The organism is Caulobacter sp. ErkDOM-C, assembly GCF_048541825.1.
In the GTDB taxonomy this organism is placed as follows: domain Bacteria; phylum Pseudomonadota; class Alphaproteobacteria; order Caulobacterales; family Caulobacteraceae; genus Caulobacter.
The window spans coordinates 1,319,063-1,341,345 of sequence record NZ_CP183332.1 but is presented as its reverse complement, the minus strand read 5'-3'; the positions used below and the strand labels follow the sequence as shown (position 1 = coordinate 1,341,345).

22 protein-coding genes and 1 tRNA gene are annotated in these 22,283 nt (G+C 66.5%); 8 read left to right on the top strand and 15 right to left on the bottom strand.

Annotation, left to right across the window (positions count from 1 at the left end; translation table 11 throughout):
- The first annotated feature begins 118 nt into the window (after positions 1 to 118).
- The 4 genes from pcaF (at position 119) to ACN2C8_RS06485 (ending at position 6,932) form a co-directional block, all read left to right on the top strand.
- Positions 119 to 1,321, top strand: coding sequence for a 3-oxoadipyl-CoA thiolase (gene pcaF, locus ACN2C8_RS06500; protein ID WP_419255033.1), 1,203 nt, complete (start codon positions 119 to 121; stop codon positions 1,319 to 1,321).
- A gap of 118 nt (positions 1,322 to 1,439) precedes the next feature.
- Positions 1,440 to 3,002, top strand: a complete 1,563-nt coding sequence (locus ACN2C8_RS06495; protein ID WP_419255032.1) for a carboxylesterase/lipase family protein — start codon at positions 1,440 to 1,442, stop codon at positions 3,000 to 3,002.
- Between the two features lie 96 nt (positions 3,003 to 3,098).
- Positions 3,099 to 4,970: a glycoside hydrolase family 9 protein gene (locus tag ACN2C8_RS06490; protein ID WP_419255031.1), complete on the top strand. Its 1,872-nt coding sequence runs from the start codon at positions 3,099 to 3,101 to the stop codon at positions 4,968 to 4,970.
- A gap of 111 nt (positions 4,971 to 5,081) precedes the next feature.
- Positions 5,082 to 6,932: an ATP-binding protein gene (locus ACN2C8_RS06485; protein ID WP_419255030.1), complete on the top strand. Its 1,851-nt coding sequence runs from the start codon at positions 5,082 to 5,084 to the stop codon at positions 6,930 to 6,932.
- Positions 6,933 to 7,015: 83 nt separating this feature from the next.
- Here ACN2C8_RS06485 and ACN2C8_RS06480 read toward each other — a convergent pair whose 3' ends face one another.
- Positions 7,016 to 8,083 (bottom strand): tetratricopeptide repeat protein, encoded by a 1,068-nt coding sequence (locus tag ACN2C8_RS06480; protein WP_419255029.1) that lies wholly within the window; start codon positions 8,081 to 8,083, stop codon positions 7,016 to 7,018.
- 24 nt (positions 8,084 to 8,107) lie between these two features.
- Positions 8,108 to 8,182 (bottom strand) — tRNA-Gly (locus tag ACN2C8_RS06475).
- A 123-nt stretch (positions 8,183 to 8,305) separates the two neighbouring features.
- On the opposite strand from ACN2C8_RS06475, the gene ACN2C8_RS06470 reads away from it, so the two are divergent.
- Positions 8,306 to 8,470 (top strand): hypothetical protein, encoded by a 165-nt coding sequence (locus ACN2C8_RS06470; protein ID WP_419255028.1) that lies wholly within the window; start codon positions 8,306 to 8,308, stop codon positions 8,468 to 8,470.
- A 39-nt stretch (positions 8,471 to 8,509) separates the two neighbouring features.
- Positions 8,510 to 9,742: a glutathione S-transferase family protein gene (locus ACN2C8_RS06465; protein ID WP_419255027.1), complete on the top strand. Its 1,233-nt coding sequence runs from the start codon at positions 8,510 to 8,512 to the stop codon at positions 9,740 to 9,742.
- On the opposite strand, the gene ACN2C8_RS06460 is transcribed toward ACN2C8_RS06465, so the two are convergent.
- The 9 genes from ACN2C8_RS06460 to ACN2C8_RS06420 all read right to left on the bottom strand — a co-directional run bounded on the left by ACN2C8_RS06460 (position 9,693) and on the right by ACN2C8_RS06420 (position 16,128).
- Entirely contained in the window at positions 9,693 to 10,691 is a 999-nt protein-coding gene (locus ACN2C8_RS06460; RefSeq protein ID WP_419255026.1) for a UDP-glucuronic acid decarboxylase family protein, read from the bottom strand. The two genes, ACN2C8_RS06465 and ACN2C8_RS06460, sit on opposite strands and share 50 nt — an antisense overlap.
- Before the next feature lie 121 nt (positions 10,692 to 10,812).
- Positions 10,813 to 11,703, bottom strand: a complete 891-nt coding sequence (locus tag ACN2C8_RS06455; protein ID WP_419255025.1) for a TraB/GumN family protein — start codon at positions 11,701 to 11,703, stop codon at positions 10,813 to 10,815.
- 75 nt (positions 11,704 to 11,778) lie between these two features.
- Positions 11,779 to 12,675 carry an alpha/beta fold hydrolase gene (locus ACN2C8_RS06450; protein WP_419255024.1) on the bottom strand — a complete coding sequence of 299 codons (897 nt, stop codon included), beginning with the start codon at positions 12,673 to 12,675 and terminating at the stop codon, positions 11,779 to 11,781.
- Between the two features lie 67 nt (positions 12,676 to 12,742).
- A complete protein-coding gene (locus ACN2C8_RS06445; RefSeq protein ID WP_419255023.1) occupies positions 12,743 to 13,417 on the bottom strand; it encodes a hypothetical protein in 675 nt (224 codons plus the stop codon).
- Between the two features lie 24 nt (positions 13,418 to 13,441).
- Positions 13,442 to 13,636 carry a helix-turn-helix transcriptional regulator gene (locus ACN2C8_RS06440; RefSeq protein ID WP_419255022.1) on the bottom strand — a complete coding sequence of 65 codons (195 nt, stop codon included), beginning with the start codon at positions 13,634 to 13,636 and terminating at the stop codon, positions 13,442 to 13,444.
- Entirely contained in the window at positions 13,633 to 14,034 is a 402-nt protein-coding gene (locus tag ACN2C8_RS06435; RefSeq protein ID WP_419255021.1) for a hypothetical protein, read from the bottom strand. The genes ACN2C8_RS06440 and ACN2C8_RS06435 overlap by 4 nt, the downstream gene beginning before the upstream one ends.
- 21 nt (positions 14,035 to 14,055) lie before the next feature.
- Entirely contained in the window at positions 14,056 to 14,493 is a 438-nt protein-coding gene (locus tag ACN2C8_RS06430) for a hypothetical protein (RefSeq protein WP_419255020.1), read from the bottom strand.
- Positions 14,494 to 14,607: 114 nt separating this feature from the next.
- Positions 14,608 to 14,907, bottom strand: coding sequence for a hypothetical protein (locus ACN2C8_RS06425; protein ID WP_419255019.1), 300 nt, complete (start codon positions 14,905 to 14,907; stop codon positions 14,608 to 14,610).
- A 192-nt stretch (positions 14,908 to 15,099) separates the two neighbouring features.
- Entirely contained in the window at positions 15,100 to 16,128 is a 1,029-nt protein-coding gene (locus ACN2C8_RS06420) for a 2'-deoxycytidine 5'-triphosphate deaminase (protein ID WP_419255018.1), read from the bottom strand.
- 159 nt (positions 16,129 to 16,287) lie between these two features.
- Here ACN2C8_RS06420 and metZ point away from each other — a divergent pair, with 159 nt between their 5' ends.
- Both metZ and apaG read left to right on the top strand, forming a co-directional pair.
- Entirely contained in the window at positions 16,288 to 17,472 is a 1,185-nt protein-coding gene (gene metZ, locus ACN2C8_RS06415; protein WP_419255826.1) for an O-succinylhomoserine sulfhydrylase, read from the top strand.
- Positions 17,453 to 17,917: a Co2+/Mg2+ efflux protein ApaG gene (gene apaG / locus ACN2C8_RS06410; protein WP_419255017.1), complete on the top strand. Its 465-nt coding sequence runs from the start codon at positions 17,453 to 17,455 to the stop codon at positions 17,915 to 17,917. The genes metZ and apaG overlap by 20 nt, the downstream gene beginning before the upstream one ends.
- Positions 17,918 to 17,947: 30 nt before the next feature.
- Here the strand turns inward: apaG and ACN2C8_RS06405 are convergent, their stop codons facing one another.
- The 4 genes from ACN2C8_RS06405 to ACN2C8_RS06390 all read right to left on the bottom strand — a co-directional run bounded on the left by ACN2C8_RS06405 (position 17,948) and on the right by ACN2C8_RS06390 (position 22,264).
- Positions 17,948 to 18,862 (bottom strand): Hsp33 family molecular chaperone, encoded by a 915-nt coding sequence (locus tag ACN2C8_RS06405; protein ID WP_419255016.1) that lies wholly within the window; start codon positions 18,860 to 18,862, stop codon positions 17,948 to 17,950.
- A gap of 224 nt (positions 18,863 to 19,086) precedes the next feature.
- Positions 19,087 to 20,022, bottom strand: a complete 936-nt coding sequence (gene argF / locus ACN2C8_RS06400) for an ornithine carbamoyltransferase (RefSeq protein WP_419255015.1) — start codon at positions 20,020 to 20,022, stop codon at positions 19,087 to 19,089.
- 62 nt (positions 20,023 to 20,084) lie between these two features.
- On the bottom strand, positions 20,085 to 21,263 hold the full coding sequence (locus tag ACN2C8_RS06395; protein WP_419255825.1) for an aspartate aminotransferase family protein: 1,179 nt from the start codon (positions 21,261 to 21,263) through the stop codon (positions 20,085 to 20,087).
- Between the two features lie 179 nt (positions 21,264 to 21,442).
- Complete coding sequence (locus ACN2C8_RS06390) at positions 21,443 to 22,264, bottom strand: ABC transporter permease (protein WP_419255013.1); 822 nt, start codon at positions 22,262 to 22,264, stop codon at positions 21,443 to 21,445.
- Between the last annotated feature and the right edge of the window lie 19 nt (positions 22,265 to 22,283).

Sequence of the window (22,283 nt, the reverse complement as noted above, 5' to 3'; positions counted from 1 at the left end):
AGGATGTCTCTTCGCGATCAGGTCTAGGCGATCTGACACCGGTGTCCAGCTATTGGCCGACTTGATCGTTCCGACCCTGCCGCTAGGGTGGCTCGAACAGCCGTTTGAGAGATCCGCCATGGCCGAAGCCTTCATCTGCGACGCGATCCGCACCCCCATCGGCCGCTATGCCGGAGCCCTGGCGTCGGTCAGGGCCGATGACCTGGCGGCGGTAACCTTGCGGGCCCTGTTCGCGCGCAATCCCGGCGTCGACTGGAGCTTGGTCGACGACGTGGTGCTGGGCTGCGCCAATCAGGCCGGCGAGGATAACCGCAATGTCGCCCGCATGGCCGCCCTGCTGGCGGGTCTGGGCGCCGAGGCCTCCGGCTCGACCATCAACCGCCTGTGCGGCTCGGGCCTGGACGCCGTGGGGGTGGCCGCGCGGGCCATCAAGTCGGACGAGGCCCAACTGATGATCGCCGGCGGCGTCGAGAGCATGAGCCGCGCGCCGTTCGTGATGGGCAAGGCCGACAGCGCCTTCTCGCGCAACGCCGAGATCTTCGACACCACCATCGGCTGGCGGTTTGTGAACCCGGCCATGCGTAAGGCCTATGGCGTGGATTCCATGCCCGAGACGGCCGAGAACGTCGCCGACGATTATGGCATCAGCCGCGCCGACCAGGACGCCTTCGCCCTGCGCAGCCAGGCTCGCGCCGCCGCCGCCCAGGCCAGCGGCCGCTTCGACGCCGAGATCGTTTCGGTCAGCATCGCCCAGCGCAAGGGCGACCCGGTCGTCGTGAGCAAGGACGAGCACCCGCGCGCCACCACGATCGAGGCCCTGTCGGCCCTCAAGCCCATCGTCCGCCCGGACGGCACCATCACCGCCGGCAACGCCTCGGGCGTCAATGACGGCGCGGCGGCGCTGATCATCGCCTCGGAAGAGGCGATCAAGCGTCATGGCCTGACGCCCCGCGCCCGCATCGTCGGCTCGGCCGCCGCCGGCGTCGCGCCGCGCATCATGGGCTTTGGTCCGGCCCCGTCGACCCAGAAGCTGCTGGCGCGCCTGGGCCTGACCATCGGCCAGATGGACGTGGTCGAGCTGAACGAGGCCTTCGCCGCCCAGGGGCTGGCGGTGCTGCGCGCCCTGGGCCTGCCCGACGACGGCGATCATGTAAATCCCAATGGCGGCGCCATCGCCCTGGGCCATCCCCTGGGCATGAGCGGCGCCCGCCTGGCCCTGACGGCGGTTGAAGAGCTGCATCGCCGCAAGGCCCGCTATGGACTGGCGACCATGTGCATCGGCGTGGGCCAGGGCATCTCGATGGTGGTGGAACGGGTCTAGCCGTTTGAGCGGTCATCCCGGCCACGCACGACGTGCGCCGGACTGACAAGCTTTGGTTGCGCGTGACAACGGCGCTTCCCCCTGCTCATCTGGACCCTCGCCAACCGTGAGCGTCCGCATGCCCCTTCGCGCCGTCCTTCTTGCCCTGACCCTGACAGCGCTGGCGACCGGCGCCCACGCCCAGCATGTCACCGGCGGCAAGCTGGTCCCGGCCAAGGCCGACTCTGACGGGATCAGGGCCTGGAAGGGCTTGCCCTACGCCGCCCCGCCGGTCGGCGCCTTGCGCTGGAAGCCGCCGGCGCCGGTAGTCGCCTGGAAGGGCGAGCGAGCGACGGACCGGTTCGGGCCCAACTGCGCCCAGCCCAAGGTCTATAGCGACATCGACCCCTACACCCCCTCGATGTCGGAGGACTGCCTGTATCTGAACGTCTGGAGCCCGGCCAAGCCGCGCGAGGCGTTGCCGGTGTTCTTCTGGATCCATGGCGGTGGCTATGGCGTGGGCTCCGGCGCCGAGCCACGCCACGACGGCGTCGCCCTGGCGAAAAAGGGCGTGGTGGTGGTGACCATCAACTATCGCCTGGGCGCCTTCGGCTTCCTGGCCCATCCGGCGCTGACCCGCGAGTCGCCCAACAGGGCCAGCGGCGACCAGGCCCTGGCCGACATGATCGCGGCCCTGCGCTGGGTGCAGGCCAATATCGCCCTGCTGGGCGGCGACCCCGACCGGGTGACCATCGCCGGCGAATCGGCGGGATCGGACGCCGTCAGCCGGCTGATGGCCTCGCCCCAGGCCCGGGGCCTGTTCCAGCAAGCCATCGGCGAGAGCGGCTCGGCCTTCGGGACCCTGGGCAGGGACGAGACCCTCGCGATGGGTGAGGCTAACGGCCTGGCCCTTGGTCGCGCCCTGGGCGACGACAGCCTGGCGGCCATGCGCCGACGCTCCACCGAACAGATCCTTGAGGCCGTGACCGCGCCGACCGCGCGCCTGACCTTCCGCCCGATCCTCGACGGATGGATCCTGCCAAGGCGCGCGGCCGAGATCTTCGCCGCCGGGCAGCAAAGCGACGTGCCCCTGCTGGTCGGCTGGAACCGTGATGAAGGCAGCCTGCTGGAAGCCGGGGTCTTTGCCGGCCGCACCCTGCCCGAGGCGCTGAAACTGACCTTCGGCGACAGCGCGGCCGAGGCGGCGAAACTCTATCCCCACGACACGCCCGACCATATGATCCGCTCACGGATCAACTTCGCCGGCGACGCCTGGATGAGCCTGCCGACCTGGTCATGGGCCGTGGCCCAGACCCGAACCGGCAAGGCGCCGGTCTATGCCTTCCGCTTCGATCACGCGCCAAAAACGCCCGACGGATGGTTCGGCGAGGGCAATCGCGGCCAGTCGCTGGGCGCGTTCCACTCGGCCGAGATCGTCTATGTGTTCAACCATCCAGACAATGGCGGGGCCTGGAGCGTTGACGACACCGACCGCCGCGTGGCCGACGTGATGTCGTCCTACTGGGCCAATTTCGTGAAGACGGGCGATCCCAACGGCCCCGGCCTGCCCCTCTGGCCGGTGTATGATCCCGAAGGTGACGCGCGGAAGTTGATCATCGACGCCGACACCCGCGTCATCGCCGATGACGACCAGCCCCGCCTGAAGTTTCTGCAGGCCGAGGCACGCCGCGCCCGGCGCTGAGCGGCAAAATTCGCTAGTGACAACGCTGTCAAATTTACACTAATCTGGGCCTGAAAACGCGCGGGCACGACGCGTCGGAAAGCAGGGAAGATGCGCATGACCCGGATCAACAGGGCCCTGACGGCCATCGCCCTGACCCTCGCCTTTGGCGCAAGCGCCCGGGCCGAGGACGCCGCGGGGCCGATCCGCCTCAACCAGCTGGGCGTCGAGACGGCAGGTCCCAAGCGCGCCATCCTGGCCGATCCCTCAACGAGCCCCATGGCCTGGACCCTGCGCGACGCCAGGGGCGCGAGCGTGGCCAGCGGCCAGACCAAAGTATTCGGCGCCGACGCCGCCTCAGGCGACCATGTCCACCAGATCGATTTCAGCGACTTCAAGGGTTCGGGCGACGGCTATCGCCTCAGCGTCGGCGTGGCCCAGAGCCGGCCCTTCGCCATCGCCGGGCGCCTCTATGGCGCGCTGAAAGCGGACGCCCTGGGCTTCTTCTACCAGAACCGCGCCAGCATTCCGATCGAGGCGCGCTTCGTTCAGCGCCCCGACCTGGCCCGTCCGGCCGGCCACGCCCTCGACAGGGCAACCTGCTTCAACAAGGCCGACGAGCGCGGCCAGGTCTGGGCCGGCTGCGACTACACGCTGGACCTCAGCCGGGGCTGGTACGACGCGGGCGACCACGGCAAGTACGTCGTCAATGGCGGCATTTCGGTCTGGACCCTGCTGAATGCCCACGAACGCGCCGTCGTGCTGGGCAAGGCCTCGACCCTGGCCGCCTTCGCCGATGGCAGAGGCAAGATTCCCGAGAACGCCAACGGCGTCTCCGACCTGCTGGATGAAGCCCGCTGGGAGATGGATTTCCTGCTGGCCATGCAGGTTCCCGCCGGCAAGACCCTGGCCCTGCCCGTCGGCCATCAACAGGTCGGCCCGACCGGCCGACTGGTCCTGACGGATCTGGACGCCTCGGGCATGGCCCATCAGCGCCTGGCCGATGAGCGCTGGACCGCCCTGCCCACGGCGCCGGCCGACGACAAGGAAGTCCGCTACCTCTATCACCCCACCACCGCCGCCACCCTGAACCTGGCCGCCACGGCGGCCCAGGCCGCGCGGATCTGGAAGACCATCGATCCGGCCTTCTCGGCCCGCTGCCTGGATGTCGCCCGGCGCGCCTACGCCGCCGCCCGGCGCAACTCCGAGGTCTATGCCCTGGGCGCCTTTACCGGCAGCGGCGGCTATGGCGACGGCAATGTGGAGGACGAGTTCTACTGGGCCGCCGCAGAGCTATACGCCACGACCGGCGTTGCCGAATACGAGACCGCCCTGCGCGCCTCGCCGCTGTTCCTGGCCGGGCCCTCTGCTGGCGGCAAACCGAGCGGCGACATTGGTTGGCCCTCGGTGGGCGCGCTGGGAACCGTGACCCTGGCGCTGGCGCCCAATGGTCTGAAGCCCGCCGAGATGGCCACGGCGCGCGCCAATCTGGCCGCCAGCGCCGATCGCTATCTGGAAGACGGCGCCACACAGGGCTACGCCCTGCCCTATGCGCCCAAGGGCTATCCGTGGGGCTCGACCTCGTCGGTGCTGAACCGCGCCATGGTGCTGGCCCTGGCCGCCGACTTTACGGGCAAGGCCGCCTATCGCGACGGCGCGGTGGACGCCATGGACTGGGTCCTGGGCCGCAATCCTCTGGATCGCTCGTTCGTCACCGGCCATGGCGCGCGACCGATGCGCAATCCGCACCACCGTTTCTGGGCGCATCAGGCCGACGCCCGCTATCCCGCCCCGCCCCCCGGCGTGATCTCGGGCGGCCCAAACTCGACCAACATGAGCGACCCTGTGGCCAAGGACATGAAAGGCCAGTGCGCACCCCAGACCTGCTGGACCGACGACTATCGCGCCTTCACCCAGAACGAGGTGGCCATCAACTGGAACGCGCCCTTGTTCTGGGTCGCCGCATGGCTGGACGAACCGGCCCGCTGAGGCGCAGGCGCCCGGGCCAGGCTGCGCGACACTTTGTCGCTGAAACTGGCATATCTTCGTTCACCCTGCGGATCGTATCTGTGAAGCTAAGCGGCCGGGGCGAGAGCTGGAATGCGATCTGAAGGAGCGGAGGACAGGCCGCAGGACGACCCTCTCAAGCTCGCCCTGCTGGGGCAAGCGCACCGCAACAGTCTGGCCATCATTGTGGTTCAGGCCGCTGCAGCGATCGGCCTGACCCTGATCTCACAAGCCGCGGAACGGCCTTTTCACCTGGCCTGGCTGGCCGTCGTTCTGACGCTGCTGGCGGCCCGCATGGTGATCGACCGCCTGCTGGGCGCCGCCCTGGCGGGGCGGCTCCTGGCCGAACGGCTGTGGCCGCTGGCGCGCCTTCACAATGTGAGTCTGGTCCTCGTCGCAGGCCTGTGGGCGCTACTGGCCTGCCTGCGTATTCCTGTCGACAGCCCTGTTTCGCGCTATGCTCTTCTCGTGGTGCTGTCAGCCCTGGCGGGAGGGGCGGTCGGCATTCTGGCGCCCCAGAAATGGATAGGACGGATCAATGTCACTCTGATCCTGATCCCCGCCTCCATAACCCTGCTCACCCTGGGCGGCGTCGACGCGATCCTGGGCGCCCTGGGCGTCGTGTTCTGGGTCGTCATGATCGTCGGCCACCGCAACAATCACGCCCTGCTGGTCGACTGCTTGCGACTGCGCGACGAGAACCGCGAGTTGCTCGCGGATGTCAATCGACGCAACCACGACACCAGCCTGCTGAACCGCGACCTTGAAAGCCGTGTGCGCGTCCGCACCGAGCAACTGGAGCGTCTGTCAGAAAAGGCTCAGGTCGCCGATCGCGCCAAGTCGCAGTTCCTGGCCATGGTCAGCCACGAAATGCGCACCCCGCTGAACGCCATCCTGGGCGAGGGTCAATTGCTGGCGCGCGAAGCGCTGACCCCGCCGCAACGCCAGCGCCTGGGGGTGATGAAGACCGCCTCTCGCGTCATGCGGCAACTGATCGACGATATCCTCGACATTTCCCAGATCGAAGCCGGCGGATTGCAGTTGCGGCTGAACGTGTTCTCGCTGGAAACCCTGGTCAGCGATATCCGGGAACTCCATCAGCCCATAGCCCGTGAGCAGGGCCTGTCCCTGACCATTGCCCTGCAACCCGATCTGGCGCGCTTCCGACGCGGGGACGGGGAAAGACTCGCCCAGCTCCTCGCCAACCTGATCTCCAACGCGCTGAAGTTCACTCGGCAGGGCGGTGTCACGGTCAAGATCACCGGCGACGACCATCGGCTGCAGATCGCCGTGATCGATACGGGCATCGGTATCGCCGCGAAGGACCACGAAGCCATTTTCGAGCGCTTCGTTCAGGTCGACAGTTCTTCGACCCGCCAGGTCGGAGGGGTCGGGCTGGGCCTGGCCATCTGCCGCGAGATCTCCGAGCGCATGGGCGGTTTGCTGAAGGTCACATCCGCCCTGGGCATCGGCGCGCGGTTCGATTTCGATGCGCCAATCCCGTCGGTGGTGTCTTCCGAAGTCCCGATCGAGGACGAGGTCGACGAGGTTGCCGGCGAGGCGCCCGCTTCGCTTCTGGTGGTGGACGACAACCCGGTCAACCGACGCATCCTCGCCGCCCTGGTCGAACCGTTCGGTGTCACCTGCGGCTTCGCCGTCAGCGGTCGTGAAGCGGTGGCGGCCTGGCGCGCCCAGCCCTGGGACGCGATCTTCATGGACGTGCACATGCCCGACATGGACGGCGTCGAGGCCACTCGGACGATCCGCCGTGAAGAGGCCCTGGCCGGCGCCGCCCGGATCCCGATCTTCGCCGTCACCGCAAGCGTGCTGGCCCACGAGGTCGAAAGCTATCTGCGGGCGGGAATGGATGGCGTCCTGCCCAAGCCCATCGAAGCCAGGGCCCTGGCGGCAACCCTGTCACAGTGTTTGGCCGCTGCGGCTTAGGGCGTTGTTCGGCAAGGTGGATAGCGGCTCGCCGCCGAACTAGGGCGTCAAAGCAAAAGCCTGGAGCGGATGCCACGATCCAATCAGGGTGTTGCCTCAAGAGCCGCAGCGCGCTCGCCAAGACGCGCGATCGTTTCTGTCCAGCGCCCCTTGGCGTCGCTGAAGAACAACTCTGCCGAGGGATACCAGGTTGATCGCTCCTGCCCCCTTCCCCATCGCCAGTCCGTGTCGATCCGGGTGAGCAGCAGCCAAACCGCTTTGCCCATCCCGCCCGCCAGGTGGGCGATGGCCGTGTCGACGGTCACAACGACATCGAGACCTTCGATAATGTCAGCGGTGTCGGCGAAATCCTTCCCGCCCGTAGCGGCATGGTCCAGACCGACGGTCGCGCCGAGCACGGCGGCCAGTTTCAGGCCGTCCGCCTGGTCAAGCGAGCGGTAGCCATTGTTTCCATGGGCCGCGCTGCCCGCCGTGACCAGGCCAATCCGCGCCGAAGACGAGAGCTTGCCGGCGGCCTTGAGATAGGGCGCGCCCGGAACGGTTTCGAGTGTGTAGTCCATCAGGCCGACGATATCGGGACCCATGACATAGAAATCGCTGTCCGGGATCTCGACCTGGCCACTGCCCTCATAGACCTCGACGCCCGGCAACGACCGGGAGAACAGCCGGGAGACCTGAGGCCTGCAGACCAGCCTGACGGTCGCGCCGCGTTCCGCCAGGATCGGCGCGAACCGCGCATACTGAAGTTCGTCGCCAAACCCCTGCTCGGGCCAGATCAGCAGCGAGCGACCGCCCAGATCCTCGCCGTTCCACTCGGGACATTCGAAGAAGCCCGGCTTGTTGGTGTTGTACTTGGCCACCTCGTGACGCCGCCGGAAATGCGGGACCGCATCCCTGTACCGCCCCTGCATCATAATGACCTGGCTGAGCGCGTAGTGGGTGCGCGCCGAGCCTGGATCAATGGCCAAGGCCCGCCGATAAGCCTTTTCAGCCTCTGGCAACCGACTGAGGCTGGACAATACACCGCCCAGGTTGTGCAGGGTCGCCAGATTCTTGGGGTCCATCCGCACCGCCAGCTTGAAGAGGCGCTCCGCCTCTTCGAAATCCAGTGCGGCCTCGGCGCGCTGCGCCTTGTCGAAGAGTTTCCCCACGAGGCGCTCCTGCCTGCAGCGCCTTGGAGCGGGCGATGGGAATCGAACCCACGACATTCTGCTTGGGAAGCAGACGCTCTACCTCTGAGCTACGCCCGCCAGGCGTAAGGGTCGTCTAGCGGGTCTGCGCGGGGTTCTCAAGAGCTGCAGACGGTGAAACGGACTAGGCTCGGCGCCAGTTCTCGATCAGGCCCGGGCCCTTGCTCCACCCGGCGATGGACCGTGCGCATCCAGCTGACGGTGTCGGAACTGATCGCGACGGTGCTGGCGGAATTGAAACTGCTGCAGGAGAAGGCCTTAAAGCGAGCGGCGATCGGCCGTGGTAGCGCCAGACGTTTGGACCGTCGCCCACGGCTCACGTTACTAATGACACTGCAAATGCCATAAAAGACTCGACGCGATCAACGCAGCGAAAGGCGGGCTCCGATGCTCATCGTTCACGGGCTCGATTTGTCCTATTTCACGGGCAAGCTGGAGGGATATCTGCGCGCCAAGGGCCTGCCCTATCGCCTTCAGGAGATGGATACGGCCGCGTTTCGCGCCCTGGCTCTTAAGACCGGCGTCCGCCAGATGCCCCAGCTGGAACTGCCCGATGGCCGCTGGCTGACCGATACCCCGGTCATCATCGACCAACTTGAGGCTGACCATCCCCAAAGCGCCCTCACACCGTCCGACCCCGCCCTGAGCTTCCTCGCGGCTCTGATCGAAACCTATGGTGACGAGCATCTTTGGCGACCGGCGCTCTACTATCGATGGGCCTATCGGGCGGACGCCCAGTTGATGAGCGGACGGCTTGCTGACGGCATGTTCCGCGACATCGCTCTACCCAGGGCGCTGAGACGTCAGGCTGCACTGCTTCGGCAAAGGTCCGTCTATCTGGGCGGTGAGGGCGTGAACCGGGCCAATCGCTTCCGCGTCGAGGCGGACTATCTGGACACGCTCGACGCGCTGGACAAGATCTTCGCGCGGCGGGACTGGTTGCTGGGCGAAGCGCCGACACGGGCGGATATCGGACTGTTTGGGCCGCTGTTTCGGCATTTCGCCTGCGACCCGACACCCGCAGCGATCATGCGCGCGCGTGCGCCGTCGGTCGCCGGCTGGGTCGCCCGACTATGGGCCCTGAAACCCGATCCCAGCCGTTCTGCAGCCCTGATGACGCGCATACCGGACGATCTCGGTCCCTTGATGGATCTGATCGAAGACCGCTTCCTGCCCGAGATGGCCGCCAATCAGCAGGCTGTCAGCAGCGGAGCGGCCCGCACGCACTACATCGGATCGGGCGTCACCTTCCGGTATCGCGCCAACGCCTATCGCGCCTGGCGACTGGGGCGGCTCCAGACCGCCTATGCTGTACTGGACGGCGCCTCGCGACGGGCCGTCGACGGGCATCTGGGCCCGCGGTCCCGCGAGATCCTGCTATCCGCAGCGGAGGGCGACGCTGGCCGGAACTTGCCATCGCATGACGGCAAAGTTCGTGATCGCTGGTGGAGACCTCTTGACCAGACGCCATTAAAGGCGGCCCGACGATCAACGCCCGCGCCGCAAACCCTTGCAGCGCCTTGGAGCGGGTCTGGGCGGGGTTCTCAAGAGCTACAGACGGTGAAACCGGCTAGGCTCGGCGCTCGTCCTCGACCAGGCCTTTGCCCAGAACGGCCTTGAAATGGGCGATGGTCCTGGCCAGGCCTTCCTTGAGCTGGGTCCTGGGCTCCCAGTCCAGCGCCGACCTGGCCAGGGTGATGTCGGGCTGACGCTGGCGGGGATCGTCCTGCGGCAGCGGCTTGCGCTCGATCACCGAGGTCGAGCCGATCTGAGCGATGGTCTGCTGGGCAAGCTCCAGGATCGTGAACTCGTTGGGATTGCCGATATTGACCGGGCCTGTGAAGCCGGTGGGCGTGGCCATCATCCGGATGAAGCCTTCGACCAGGTCGTCGACATAGCAGAAGCTGCGGGTCTGCTGGCCTTCGCCATAGATGGTGATCGGCTGGTTGGTCAGGGCCTGGACCACGAAATTACTGACCACGCGGCCGTCATTGATCGCCATGCGCGGACCATAGGTGTTGAAGATCCGCACCACCTTGATGTCGATGCTGTCCTGCCGGAAGCTGTCGAAGAACAGCGTCTCGGCGCAGCGCTTGCCCTCGTCATAGCAGGCCCGTGGGCCGATCGGATTGACCCGGCCCCAATAGCTTTCGACCTGCGGGTGGATCTCGGGATCGCCATAGACCTCGCTGGTCGAGGCCTGCATGACCCGGGCGCCGGTGCGCTTGGCCAGGTCCAGCATGTTGATCGCGCCCAGGACATTGGTGCGCACGGTCATCACCGGATCGTACTGGTAGTGGATCGGCGAGGCTGGGCAGGCCAGGTTATAGATCTGGTCGACCGGAATGAAGATCGGATGGTTCACGTCGTGGTTCACGAACTCGAAGTTCGGGTGATCCATCAGGTGGGCGATGTTGTCCTTGCTGCCCGTGAACAGGTTGTCCAGGCACACCACCCGGTCGCCCCGCGCGATCAGTCGGTCGCACAGGTGAGAGCCGACAAAGCCGGCCCCGCCGGTCACCAGGATGCGAAGGGCGGTGTGTTTCTTGGCGGCGGTCTGGGCGGACATGACGGATCTCTGCGGCGCGATCTTCACCGTTGTCTGATGTGCGTAACGGGTCTCGCGCCTTGGCTCAACCGTCGCCCGCGTTGACGGATGCGACCGACCGGCGCACCCGTCCCTGGCGTGGCTAGTTCACGCGCTCGGTCTGGACGCCCAGCGTCGCCAGCTGCGCCTGCAGGCTGTCAGCGCCGACCAGGTGCCCCGCCCCGACCGCGACGAAACTGACGCCCGATCCGGCGAGCTTGGTCTTCAGCTGCCTGGCCCAGTCGCGATTGCGGTCGGTCAGCAGCACGCCATAGACCTCGGCATAGTTGGTCTTCATCTCGGTGATGAACTGCTCCTCCAGGGACCGGATGTCGCCGGCCGCCCAGGCCGCGACCATGCTGTCGATCTTGGCCGGGCCGGCTTCGGCGTCGTCCAGGGTGGCCCGCAGCATCTCGACCTCGGTCTTGGTCGGCATGTCGGCGAAGAAGCGGATCTGCTGTTCGGCGGTCTCCAGCGACGAGGCCGGCTTGCCCGCCGCCTTCATCTCGGCGGACACCACCTGCTCGACCCCGCTGCGTGGATCGTAGCCGGCCTTGATCACCGGCAGCATGGCCAGCGAGATCGAGGCCAGCCAGGGTCGCATGACCTCCATGGCCTGGGGCGGCATGCCCGCGGCCAGGGCCAGACCCTGGGCGCGCTTGAGGTCCCTGGGCGACAGCTTCTGCGACAGCGGGGTGGCGCGGTCCAGGCCGTACTGCATGACCAGCGGCTGCATGACCGCCGGGTCGTCGGCGCCCAGGACCTCGATCACCAGATCGTCGCTGGCTTTCAGGGCCTGATCGATCCGGGGCGAGCGCCACTGGGTCGCCGGCTTCAGCACGTGGACCGTGCCGAACAGGTAGATCGTCGAGTCCTGGTCCTTGATCGCCCAAAGGGCGGGCTCGGCGGTGGCCGGGGCGGCGAGGCCAAGGGCCAGCAGGGAAACCAGGCCGATGGCCGCGCGGCGGGCGGACTGGATGAGGGGTTGAAACATGTGATTCTCTGAGCAGATGCGAGGACGAGTTAGGGGCGAAGCCTCGCCGGGCGCAATCAGGCCCGGCGAAGGCGGCTATTTCAGGAAGCGCTCGACGGCGGCGGCGAAGGCGGCCGGCTGGTCGACCATGATGAAGTGAAAGGCGCCGTCGATGCGCTCCAGCCTGGCCCCGGCCAGCTTGGCGTAGGCGCCGGCATAGGTCTGGTCGACCATGGCCTGGGGCGCGCCCATGGCCGGATCATAGGGGTAGAGCATGGTGGTCGGCGTGGTGACCGCGGCCAGCTCGCCGCGCATGTCCGTGGTCAGAACATCGTACAGGGCGCGCGCCACGACCGGTTGCGACGAGGTCCTGGACCAGTCCAGCGCGGCCTTCAGGCCGTCCGGCGACTTGACCAGGCGGGGCATGGTCATGGCCTGCTGGGCGGCGAAGGTCTCGGCCGACATAGCGGTCATGCCGTCGCGCATGGCGGTCGCCTGCGGCCTGACGCCCTCGACCGTGGCGGCCGGCGAGAACAGCACCGCATAGAACGGCAGGCTGTCGACGATCATCAGGCGGCTGAGATCCTCGGGATGGCGGCGGGCCAGCATCAGGCCAGTCAGGCCGCCCATTGAATGGCCGATCACGGCCGGCGACTTCAGACCGGCGCTCTTGATATAGCTGTCGACGGCTTCGACCAGCGGTTCCAGCACGGCCCCCTCGGCATTGCCGCCGACCGGCGCGCCGGCGAAACCGGCGACCTGAACGACATGGACCCGATAGCGGCCTGACAGCTGCTTGACCGTGGCGTCCCAGACCGCGCCGGAAGAGGCCAGGCCGGGGATCAGCACCACATCAGGCCCCTGCCCGCTGACCGTGACCGCGATGCGGTCGGACACCGGGGCCGCGTGGGCGTGGTTGCCCCCGAACACGCCGATGGCGGCAAGGATGGCGATCAGGCAAGCGGCGGCGCGCGCTGGCAGACGAGAAGTCATGGCGTTTGTCCGTTCGAGACGTTTAAGGAGAGAGAGAGAGAGAGAGAGAGAGAGACCCGGCGGTCGATCAGGCAAGACCGCGGCGGTGGGCGACAATGGCGGAGAGCAGCAGATAGCTGGCCATCATCAGACTGACGGCGTCCCAGAGGGATAGCGCAGGCAGCAGGTTCAGCTTTTCGCCGGCGGCCCACAAAAACAGTGCGCCCTGCAGGAGCCAGAAGGTGGCAGCGCCCGTCTCGGAAATCACCCGCCGAACCAGTTCGTCACTGCGGAACCAGAGGGTCAGATTGGCGACTGTCTGGACCAGAAACAGCGCCACGATGCCGGTCATCACGGCAGCGGCAAGCTCGAAAGGCGGCGGATCATCGACCGAGAGGACCAGGACCGGCGCGGCCAGCATCAGGCCCGCCAGCAGCGAAACGACACCCTGCTGCCGATAATAGGAAGCCTGGGCTGAGGTCGCATCGCGCTGGCTGGCGGGATCCAGAACTCGGCCAGAGGCCTTCCGACTAAAGCTGACGATCAGCACCATCAGTCCGGTCGCAATCAGCATCAGGGCGATGAGCCCCGACAGAATGTCTGACCAGCCCAGGGCCTGAAGACTTAACGTCCCACCCTTCTCGAGCTTGCCGATCAACAGGCCCGAGCTGAACCCGACAACGCCGCCCGCGAGGCTAAGAGCGATGATGACGCGCCCCTTGGGGGTCGCAAGAAACTTGGGGAACTTCGACGCGACAGTCATGGCGATGCTCCTTACGGACCGGCCTTAGGCCTCGTCCTGGAAAATGGATTCGATGGGTTGGCTGAAGAGCCGGGCGATCTTGAAGGCCAGCGGCAGGCTGGGATCGTACTTGCCCGTCTCCAGGGCGTTGATGGTCTGGCGCGAGACCTCCAGGCGTTCAGCGAGGTCGGCCTGGCTCCAGTCGCGCTCGGCGCGCAGCACCTTGAGCCGGTTCTTCACTGGTACCTCCGGCGAACGAAGGGCTGGGCCAGGCCGAAGCTGCCGCAGAATAGCGGAAACACCAGATAGAGCGGAATGTGCGGCACCACGTCGGCGTTCTCGAGAAAGCCCCAGGCCGTGCAGGCCGACAGCGTGATCCCGACCCCCCACAGCATCGACTGGACCAGGACCGAGCGGATGAACTCGTCGGTCTCCTCGATCAGGTAGAGGCCCATGATGGCGATCACCGCGATGACCGGCAGCGCCGGGGCGATGGCCAAAACCCAGAGCAGCGGCCCGGTCGGCTCAAGCGTGCTGATGGCCCACAAGGCGCCGGACAGCACCACGACATAGGCGAGCATGGCGGGGATAAACCGGGCGATGTAGCGGCGGCCGGCGGCGGTCGTTGACGTGTTCATGTCGGATATCCTCTTTTCGGATCAGCGCTGACGCAGCCACCAACCGGTCCAGACCAGGCCGTAGCCGACCAACTGGGCGACCAGCAGGGCGGCAACGCCGAAGGCGAGCCACTCGCCCGGGTCATGCGGGCCCATTACGGCGACAAGGCGCTCAGTGCTGATCAGGGTGGCGATGGGCAGGATCACCAGGATCCCGCCGGTCCCGCCCCAGAACCAGGCGAACTTGTGAGCCTCGCGCGCGGCCTCATCGATGTTGCGCCAGTAGATGACGGACACCCAGAACAGCGCCACGACGACCACCAGACTTCCACCGAAGACCAGCGGCCGCGGCACGGCTACGTCAAGGCCGCTCAGCAGCCCGCCTCCAGCGCCAAGGATGGCCCCGACAATCCCTGAGCCCAGTAACAGCTTCTGCGCCAGACCCTCACGCGCCGCTTGGCGGCCAATACGCTCGTTCATGACAAGCACCCCTATCGAAATGACAAGGGTATTTGTCACATGCACCAACGACATGTCAAGCGTGCTTATCTTTTTGTATGGGAGAGGCGACTAAATGTAAGGTCCGTCAGCTTTTCAAGCGGCCTTGGGCAGATCGAAAATGTCGCGGGCCTCATCGCCCAGAACACCACGCCAGTGGATCGCCTCAATCGTGTGACGCTTCAGGGCGCGGGCCAGAACGCCCGCGCTTCTGCAGGTGCGCATTTCCCAGCCGTAGCGCGAAAAGCGGTCGCCAAAGTCGGCCCAGCGGATAACCCGACCGGCGGCATCCTGTCGCCAGATGGCCTTGTCGCAGGCCGGGATGCGGGCGCAGGCCTCCCAGGCGCGGATACGGATGGCGAGAATGGCGAAGGGGTCTCGGCGAGATTTTGACACGCTTGAAGCTCCGGCGGTCGATCGGCCAGAACGCGAAACGCGACTGATCTCTCCGCCCACTCAAGCTATCACTTGCGGACAACTGTAGAAGGCCCACCACATCTAGTGTGACGCCGTGCCGCGCGACAGGCGATGCGACACCGGCTGACCGAAAATCACTCTTTACCGAAGCGCCGAATCCGCTCGTCGCGGCTAGGTCCAGGCCTTGAAGTGCTTGGACAGTTTCAGACCCTGGCGCTGGTAGTGTGACCCGCCCTCGCCGTACAGCCGCACCGGCCGCGAGGTCAGGGGCTCATAGACCAGGCGCGCCACCGTCTGGCCGTCCTCCAGCAGGAACGGGGTTTCGTGACTGCGTACTTCCAGCACGCCCTTGGAGCCGACAGCGCCGGCCTCTTCGGTGCCGAAGCCTGGATCGAAGAAGCCGGCATAGTGGACGCGGAACTCACCGACCGAGGGATCGATCGGCGTCATCTCGGCCGCTTCCATCACCGGGATCTCGATGTCGTCCTTGGAGGCCAGGATATAGAACTCGCCCGGATCCAGCAGCAACTCGCCATGGCGGGTTTCCAGCGGCTCCCAGAAGTCGCGCGGATCGTGGCCGTCCTCGCGGTCCAGGTCGACCACGCCGGCGTGGCGACGTCCGCGGAAGCCGACGATGCCGCCCATGCCGGGCGACAGGTCGACACCGACACTGCGGATCGACAGCTTGGCCGGCTCGCCGCGCTTGAGGCGCAGCTGGTTCAGCCGCGTGCCCGACCGCACCAGCACCGAGAAGGTCTGGGGCGCGATCTCCATATAGAGCGGCCCCTCATAGCCCGCGTCGACATCGTCAAAGGCACGGCTGTGATTGGTCAGCAGGCGCACGAACACGTCGACCCGCCCGGTCGAGCTCTTGGGATTGCCGCGCGCCGAGATATTGGCCGGCAGGGCCAGCCTCTCCTGAAGCTCGGCGATATAGACGCAGCCCTTCTCCAGCACTGCCCCCTTGGTCAAATCGAGCTCGTGCATCGCCACGTCTTTCAGACGCTCGGACACGCGACGGCCCAGGCCCGGTAGGAACGAGGCGCGCACCCGCCAGGCGCGCGCGCCCAGGCGCAGATCCAGGCTGGCGGGCTGCACCTGATCGACGTCAAACGGCGTCTGAGAGGTGATCGCCGCCTGGGCAATGAGGTCTTCGATGGTCTGGCAGGGCAGAATCCCTGCGGCGTGGGCGTCGGTCATTGGCGCGACAGTCGCTAAAGCTCGCCTGGAAGGCAAGGCTGGAGCGAGGCTGGCTCGCCTCAAGCAATTCTGATGTTGAAATCAGGCCGCATCGCCTTGACCGTGCGCGCCGCTGAACCCCTTATGCCGGCCTTTTCCGCGCCGAAGAAGGAAGACCCCGTGGCCGAGGACCCGAAAGACTGGGACATCGCGACCAAGCTGATCCGCGGGGGGCTGGCCCGGTCGCAACATATGGAGACCGCCGAGGCGCTCTACCTGACCCAGGGCTTCACCTATGACAGCGCCGAGGGCGCCGACCGCCGCTTCTCCGGCGAGGATCCGGGCTTCGTCTATTCGCGGTTCAACAACCCGACCGTGAAGATGTTCGAGGACCGCCTGGCCCTGCTCGAAGGCGCCGAGGTCTGCCGCGCCCAGGCCACGGGCATGGCCTCGATCAATGCGTCGCTGATGGGCCTAGTGAAGGCTGGCGATCACGTGGTGGCCGGCCGCGCCCTGTTCGGCTCGTGCCGCTGGCTGATTTCTGAATGGCTTCCGCGCTTCGGCGTGGAAACCACCTTCGTCGACGCCACTGATCCCAAGGCCTGGGAAGCGGCCATGCGCCCCAACACCAAGGCCGTGCTGATCGAGACGCCGTCCAACCCGGTGCTCGAGATCACCGACATCCGCGCCGTCTCCGAGATCGCCCACGCGGTCGGGGCCAAGGTCATTGTCGACAACGTCTTCGCCACCCCGATCTTCCAGCAGCCGCTGAAGCTGGGCGCCGATATCGTGGTCTATTCGGCCACCAAGCACATCGACGGTCAGGGCCGCGTGCTGGGCGGGGCCATCCTGACCAGCGAGGCGATCGCTGAGGAATGCTATCGCGACATGCTGCGCCACACCGGCCCGTCGCTGTCGCCCTTCAACGCCTGGGTGCTGGTCAAGGGCCTGGAGACGCTGGACCTGCGCGTTCGCCGCCAGACCGACACTGCGTTTGCCCTGGCCAATGTCATCGCCGAGCACAAGAAGACTCAGAAGGTGCTCTACCCCTTCCGCCACGACCACCCGGGCCACAACGTCGCCAAGTCGCAGATGACGGGCGGCGGCACCGTGGTGGCCCTGGATCTCGGCACGCGAGAAGCCGCGTTCAAGTTCCTGAACGCACTGGAGATCGTCGATATCTCCAACAATCTGGGCGACGCCAAGTCGATGGCCACCCACCCGCCGACCACCACCCACCGCTCGGTGCCCGAGGCCGAACGTCCGTCCCTGGGCGTCACCGAAGGCGGCGTGCGCCTGTCGGTCGGTCTCGAAAGCCTTGCCGATCTGACGCGAGATGTGACCCGTGCGCTCGAGCAGGCGTGAAACCTCCCCGCCGCTGCAGCGGATCCGCAAACGTCGCGGCGCCGATGGCGGTATCTATGAAGCCCGCACGCGCGACATCGTCGTGCGCGTGGCGCCCGTCTACCTGCCCGAGGAATCCGCGCCCGAGGAAGGTCTCTATCTGTGGTCCTACACGGTAGAGATCGAGAACCATGGCATCGAGACCGTGCATCTGGTCGCCCGCCGCTGGGCGATCACCGACGCGCTCAATCGCTGCAACGAGGTCGAGGGTTCGGGCGTGGTCGGCGAGCAGCCGGAACTGAAGGCCCGCGAGGCGTTCCGCTACGTCTCCAGCTGCCCCCTGCCGACCTCGTCGGGCGCCATGCGCGGCAGCTACCAGATGATGACCGAGGGCGGCGACGTGTTCGAAGCCGAGATCCCTGAGTTCTCGCTGCACCTGCCGGGCGCCGCGCGACGGTACAATTAGAGGAAGATCCTCCCCCTAGCGGGGGAGGATTTAGCCCTCGCCGACCGTTTCAGGATCGACCGCATAGACCCGCGAGCAGTACTCGCACGTCACGTGGATCTTGCCGTCGGGCTCGACCATCTCGGCCTTTTCCGCCTCAGTGAACGACTGGATCACCACGGCGATACGGTCGTCGGTGCAGCGACAGAAGGAGCGCAGTGGCTTCTCCTCGATCAGACGCACGCCGTCCTCGTTGAACAGCCGCCACAGCAAGGTGGGTGAATCGATCGTCGGGTCGATCAGCTCATCCTCGCCGGTGGTTTCGAAGAAGGCCTGGGCGTGGTTCCAGGCTTCCTTCGTCTCGCCGCGCGTCTCGTCGCCGGCAATCGACTGGATCAGGATGCCGCCGGCGCGCCACTTCAGACCCTCGCCGCTATCGGCCTGACCGACGGCCAGACGCACGCGGGTCGGGGTCTGTTCCGACTGCTGGAAATACTGCTCGGCGCACAGGGCCAGGGTCTCGCCCTCAATAGGCGTGACGCCCTGATAGCGGTCCATGTCGGGGCCCTGATCCAGGGTCATGATGAACACGCCGCCGCCCAGCAGGGTCTTGGCGCCGGGGCGCACGAAGCCTTCCGAGGCCTTGGCCACCTCCTCGGCGTCGAACCGGCAATAGCCGCGCAGGCCGCCGCTGGTGTCGTAATCGACCACCACATAGCGCACGGGGCCGTCGCCCTGGGCCTGAACGATCAGGCGCCCCTCGAACTTCAGGCTGGAACCGACCAGGGCGGCCAGAGCGCAGGCCTCGCCCAGCAGGTTGGCGACGGGCTCAGGATAGTCGTGACGGGTCAGCACCTCATCGACGGCGGCGCCCAGGCGCACAAGGCGGCCGCGCACGGGCAGGCCTTCGATCTGGAAGGCGGACACGATGTCATCGAGGGCGGGCATGGCGGTGGTGTCGGTCATGGGGCGGTTAGATAGGGGCTTCCAACGAAAATGCGAGCCCCTAGATGCGGGGCCGCCTGAGGGGACCGGACCCTATCCAATATGGGTACGGTACGGGGTCAGACCCATTGTCGGGCGTCGAGAGTCGGGTCACGCCAGAAGGGTCGCCGCTTTTGCCCATACGCGGCGGCAAAGCCGGCCAGTGTTCAACCCCACCGGGCACTGGCCGGCGCTCTCTTCCCGCCTTAGCCGATGGCTCCAAACGCCCAGGCCAGAACCGATTTCTGAGCGTGGATGCGGTTCTCGGCCTCGTCCCAGGCCAGGGAGCGCGGGCCATCGAGCACAGCATCGGTGACTTCCTCGCCCCGGTGCGCCGGCAGGCAGTGCAGGAACACGCCATCAGGGGCCGACAGGTCCATCAACGCCTCGTCGACCTGATAGGCCTCCAGCGCGGCAAGGCGCTCGTCATGATCGGTGTCGCCCATCGAGACCCAGGTGTCGGCCACGACCACGTCGGCGCCGCGCACGGCCTCCCGGGGATCGTCGGTCATGCTCACCAGGCCTTGCAGGTCCTGGGCGCGCGCCAGATCAACCAGGTCGGGGTGATAGACCGCCGGACAGGCGATCTTCAGCTTGAAGCCCAGTAGCGGCGCGGCGTGGATGAAGCTGGAGCAGACATTGTTGCCGTCACCGACCCAGGCGATGGTCTTGCCGCCCACATCGCCGCGATGCTCTTCGATGGTCAGCAGGTCGGCCATGATCTGGCACGGGTGGCTCTTGTCGGTCAGGCCATTGATCACCGGCACGGTCGAGACCTGGGCGAAGCGCTCGACATCGGCGTGGCTGTTGGCGCGGATCATCACCGCATCGACCATCCGCGACAGCACGCGGGCGGTGTCCTCGATGGTCTCGCCGCGACCCAGCTGCATGTCGTTGGAGGTCGAGATGATCCCCGAGCCGCCCAATTGGCGGATCGCCGCGTCGAAAGAGAAGCGGGTGCGGGTCGAGTTCTTCTGGAAGATCATCGCCAGAACGCGACCATCGGCGGGCGCGTCGGCATCGACCTTGCCCTGGCCCCAGCCCTTGCGGGCGGCCTTGCGGGCCTTGGCGTCCTCCAGCATCAGGCGCAGCGTGGCGCCGTCCAGCTTCCATAGATCGATGAAGTGCCGGGGGGTGGTCATATCGGCCAAATCCCAGAGCCCGCCCCGGCTGTCGCCGGAGCGGGTGATTTACAGTGTGAAGATCAGGCGGCCGCCAGCTTGACGCGCGCGGCTTCGCAGGCCTTTTCCAGCTTGGCGATCGCCTCGCTGGCTTCCTCGATGGTCAGGTTCAGCGGCGGCAGCAGGCGCACGCAGTTGTCGCCGCCCCCGGCCACCAGCAGCTTCTCGTCGCGGGCCAGGACCATGAACTCGCGGTTGTTCGGGATCAGCTTGATGCCGATCAGGAAGCCCTTGCCGCGGATGTCGACGATGACGTCCGGGAAGCGATCCTTCAGGCCGTTCAGCTGTTGAACGAAATAGCCGGCCACGGTCTTCACGTTGTCGAGGATCTCGGGGGTGTTGATCGTGTCGAAGGCCGCCTTGCCGACGGCCATGGCCAGCGGGTTGCCGCCGAAGGTCGAGCCGTGGACGCCCACGGTCATGCCCTTGGCCGCTTCGGTGGTGGCCAGGCAGGCGCCGACCGGGAAGCCGCCGCCCAGGGCCTTGGCCACGGCCATGATGTGCGGCTCGCCGCCGGGGGCCCACTCATAGGCGAACAGCTTGCCGGTCCGGCCCATGCCGCACTGCACTTCGTCATAGATCAGCAGGACGCCGTGCTCGTCGCACAGCGAACGCAGGCTGACCAGGCAGTGCTCGGGGATGGAGCGCGCGCCGCCCTCGCCCTGAACGGGCTCGACGATGATCGCCGCCGTGGTCGGCAGGGCGATGGCGGCCTTGAGGGCGTCATGGTCGCCGAATTTCAGCTGGCCGTAGCCCGGCAGGCGCGGGCCAAAGCCCTCGACATAGCTGGGATTGCCCGAAGCGTTGACCGCCGCATAGGAGCGGCCGTGGAACGAGCCGTCGAAGCCGAAGATCTCGGTGCGCTCGGGCTGGCCATTGGCGGTGTGGTACTTGCGGGCCGTCTTCAGCGCGCACTCGATCGCCTCGGTGCCCGAGTTGGTGAAGAACACCACGTCAGCGAAGCTGTGGGCGCACAGCTTGTCAGCCAGCTCTTCCTGCTCGGGGATGCGATAGATGTTGGAGACGTGCCAGAGCTTGTCGGCCTGGGTCTTGAGCGCCTCGACCAGAACGGGATGGGCGTGGCCCAGGCCATCGGTGGCGATGCCCGCCACGCAGTCCAGATACACATCGCCGTCAGTCGAGAACAGGCGCGCGCCTTGGCCTCGCTCAAACGCCAACGGGGCGCGGTTGTAGACGCCCATGATGTGCTGTTGCGAAGACTTCAAAGACGTAGGGCTGGTCAAGACCGCCTCCCAAAAAGGAAACAAGCCCCCGCGCTGTTCGCACGGGGACCGGAAGGCCGCAGGTTGTCGCCGTGGAACGACGCTCTGTCAATGAAACTGCTGTGAAATTGCGCGCGGGTGGCCTTGGGATCACGCCATCAGGTCTTCAGGCGATATCCGATGCGGAACAGATGCCAGCACCACAGGAAAAGCCCGACCACCAGAGCCGCTGTGGTGAACACGCCGACGAGGATCGAACCATCGGCATGACCGATGAAGCCATAGCGGAAGCCGTCGATCAGATAGAAGAACGGATTGTAGTGGCTGGCCGTCCGGAACGGCTCGGGCAGCTTGTCGACCAGATAGAAGGTTCCCGACAGAAAGGTCATCGGCATGATCAGGAAGTTGGTCACGGCCGACAGCTGGTCGAACTTCTCGGCCCACAGGCCCGCCAGAATGCCGGCCAGTCCCAGGATCAGCGAGGCGCCGATCCCGAAATAGAAGATCGGCCAGACGTGGGCCACGCCCAGGCCCGCGCCCGGCAGCAGGCCGATGACAATCGCCGTCACCGCCCCGACCACCACGCCACGCGTCGCCGCGCCCAGGGCGAAGGCCGAGACCTGCTCCAGAGGCGATAGCGGCGGGGTCAGGAAGTCCGGCGTCAGGCCCATCATCTTGGCCTGGATCAGCGACGAGGACGAATTGGCGAAGGCGTTGTTGAGGATGGCCATCATGATCAGGCCGGGAGCCACAAAATGGCCAAAGCTCACCCCGTCCACCGCCTGGCGCGCGGGGCCGACGGCGACCACGAAGACCAGCATGTAGAGCAAGGTGGTGACCACCGGAGCGGCCACGGTCTGGGTGCCCACCTTCCAGAAGCGGCGGATCTCGCGCTGGTACAGGGTGAAGAACCCGCTCCAGTTCCAGCCGTGATAATCGCGCGGCTGCGGCGGAACGACGCTGTCTGCCATGTCTCTCATGAACCCGAGTCCCAAAATT

What these genes read in the sequence shown, in the direction of transcription:
- ACN2C8_RS06455 (WP_419255025.1), bottom strand. Translation starts at nt 11,703, where the DNA reads ATGTTTCAACCCCTCATCCAGTCCGCCCGCCGCGCGGCCATCGGCCTG.
- pcaF (WP_419255033.1), top strand. Translation starts at nt 119, where the DNA reads ATGGCCGAAGCCTTCATCTGCGACGCGATCCGCACCCCCATCGGCCGC.
- ACN2C8_RS06450 (WP_419255024.1), bottom strand. Translation starts at nt 12,675, where the DNA reads ATGACTTCTCGTCTGCCAGCGCGCGCCGCCGCTTGCCTGATCGCCATC.
- ACN2C8_RS06460 (WP_419255026.1), bottom strand. Translation starts at nt 10,691, where the DNA reads ATGTCCGCCCAGACCGCCGCCAAGAAACACACCGCCCTTCGCATCCTG.
- ACN2C8_RS06490 (WP_419255031.1), top strand. Translation starts at nt 3,099, where the DNA reads ATGACCCGGATCAACAGGGCCCTGACGGCCATCGCCCTGACCCTCGCC.
- ACN2C8_RS06495 (WP_419255032.1), top strand. Translation starts at nt 1,440, where the DNA reads ATGCCCCTTCGCGCCGTCCTTCTTGCCCTGACCCTGACAGCGCTGGCG.
- ACN2C8_RS06395 (WP_419255825.1), bottom strand. Translation starts at nt 21,263, where the DNA reads ATGGGCGTCTACAACCGCGCCCCGTTGGCGTTTGAGCGAGGCCAAGGC.
- argF (WP_419255015.1), bottom strand. Translation starts at nt 20,022, where the DNA reads ATGACCACCCCCCGGCACTTCATCGATCTATGGAAGCTGGACGGCGCC.
- ACN2C8_RS06390 (WP_419255013.1), bottom strand. Translation starts at nt 22,264, where the DNA reads ATGAGAGACATGGCAGACAGCGTCGTTCCGCCGCAGCCGCGCGATTAT.
- ACN2C8_RS06405 (WP_419255016.1), bottom strand. Translation starts at nt 18,862, where the DNA reads ATGACCGACACCACCGCCATGCCCGCCCTCGATGACATCGTGTCCGCC.
- ACN2C8_RS06435 (WP_419255021.1), bottom strand. Translation starts at nt 14,034, where the DNA reads ATGAACACGTCAACGACCGCCGCCGGCCGCCGCTACATCGCCCGGTTT.
- ACN2C8_RS06485 (WP_419255030.1), top strand. Translation starts at nt 5,082, where the DNA reads ATGCGATCTGAAGGAGCGGAGGACAGGCCGCAGGACGACCCTCTCAAG.
- ACN2C8_RS06445 (WP_419255023.1), bottom strand. Translation starts at nt 13,417, where the DNA reads ATGACTGTCGCGTCGAAGTTCCCCAAGTTTCTTGCGACCCCCAAGGGG.
- ACN2C8_RS06465 (WP_419255027.1), top strand. Translation starts at nt 8,510, where the DNA reads ATGCTCATCGTTCACGGGCTCGATTTGTCCTATTTCACGGGCAAGCTG.
- ACN2C8_RS06430 (WP_419255020.1), bottom strand. Translation starts at nt 14,493, where the DNA reads ATGAACGAGCGTATTGGCCGCCAAGCGGCGCGTGAGGGTCTGGCGCAG.
- ACN2C8_RS06420 (WP_419255018.1), bottom strand. Translation starts at nt 16,128, where the DNA reads ATGACCGACGCCCACGCCGCAGGGATTCTGCCCTGCCAGACCATCGAA.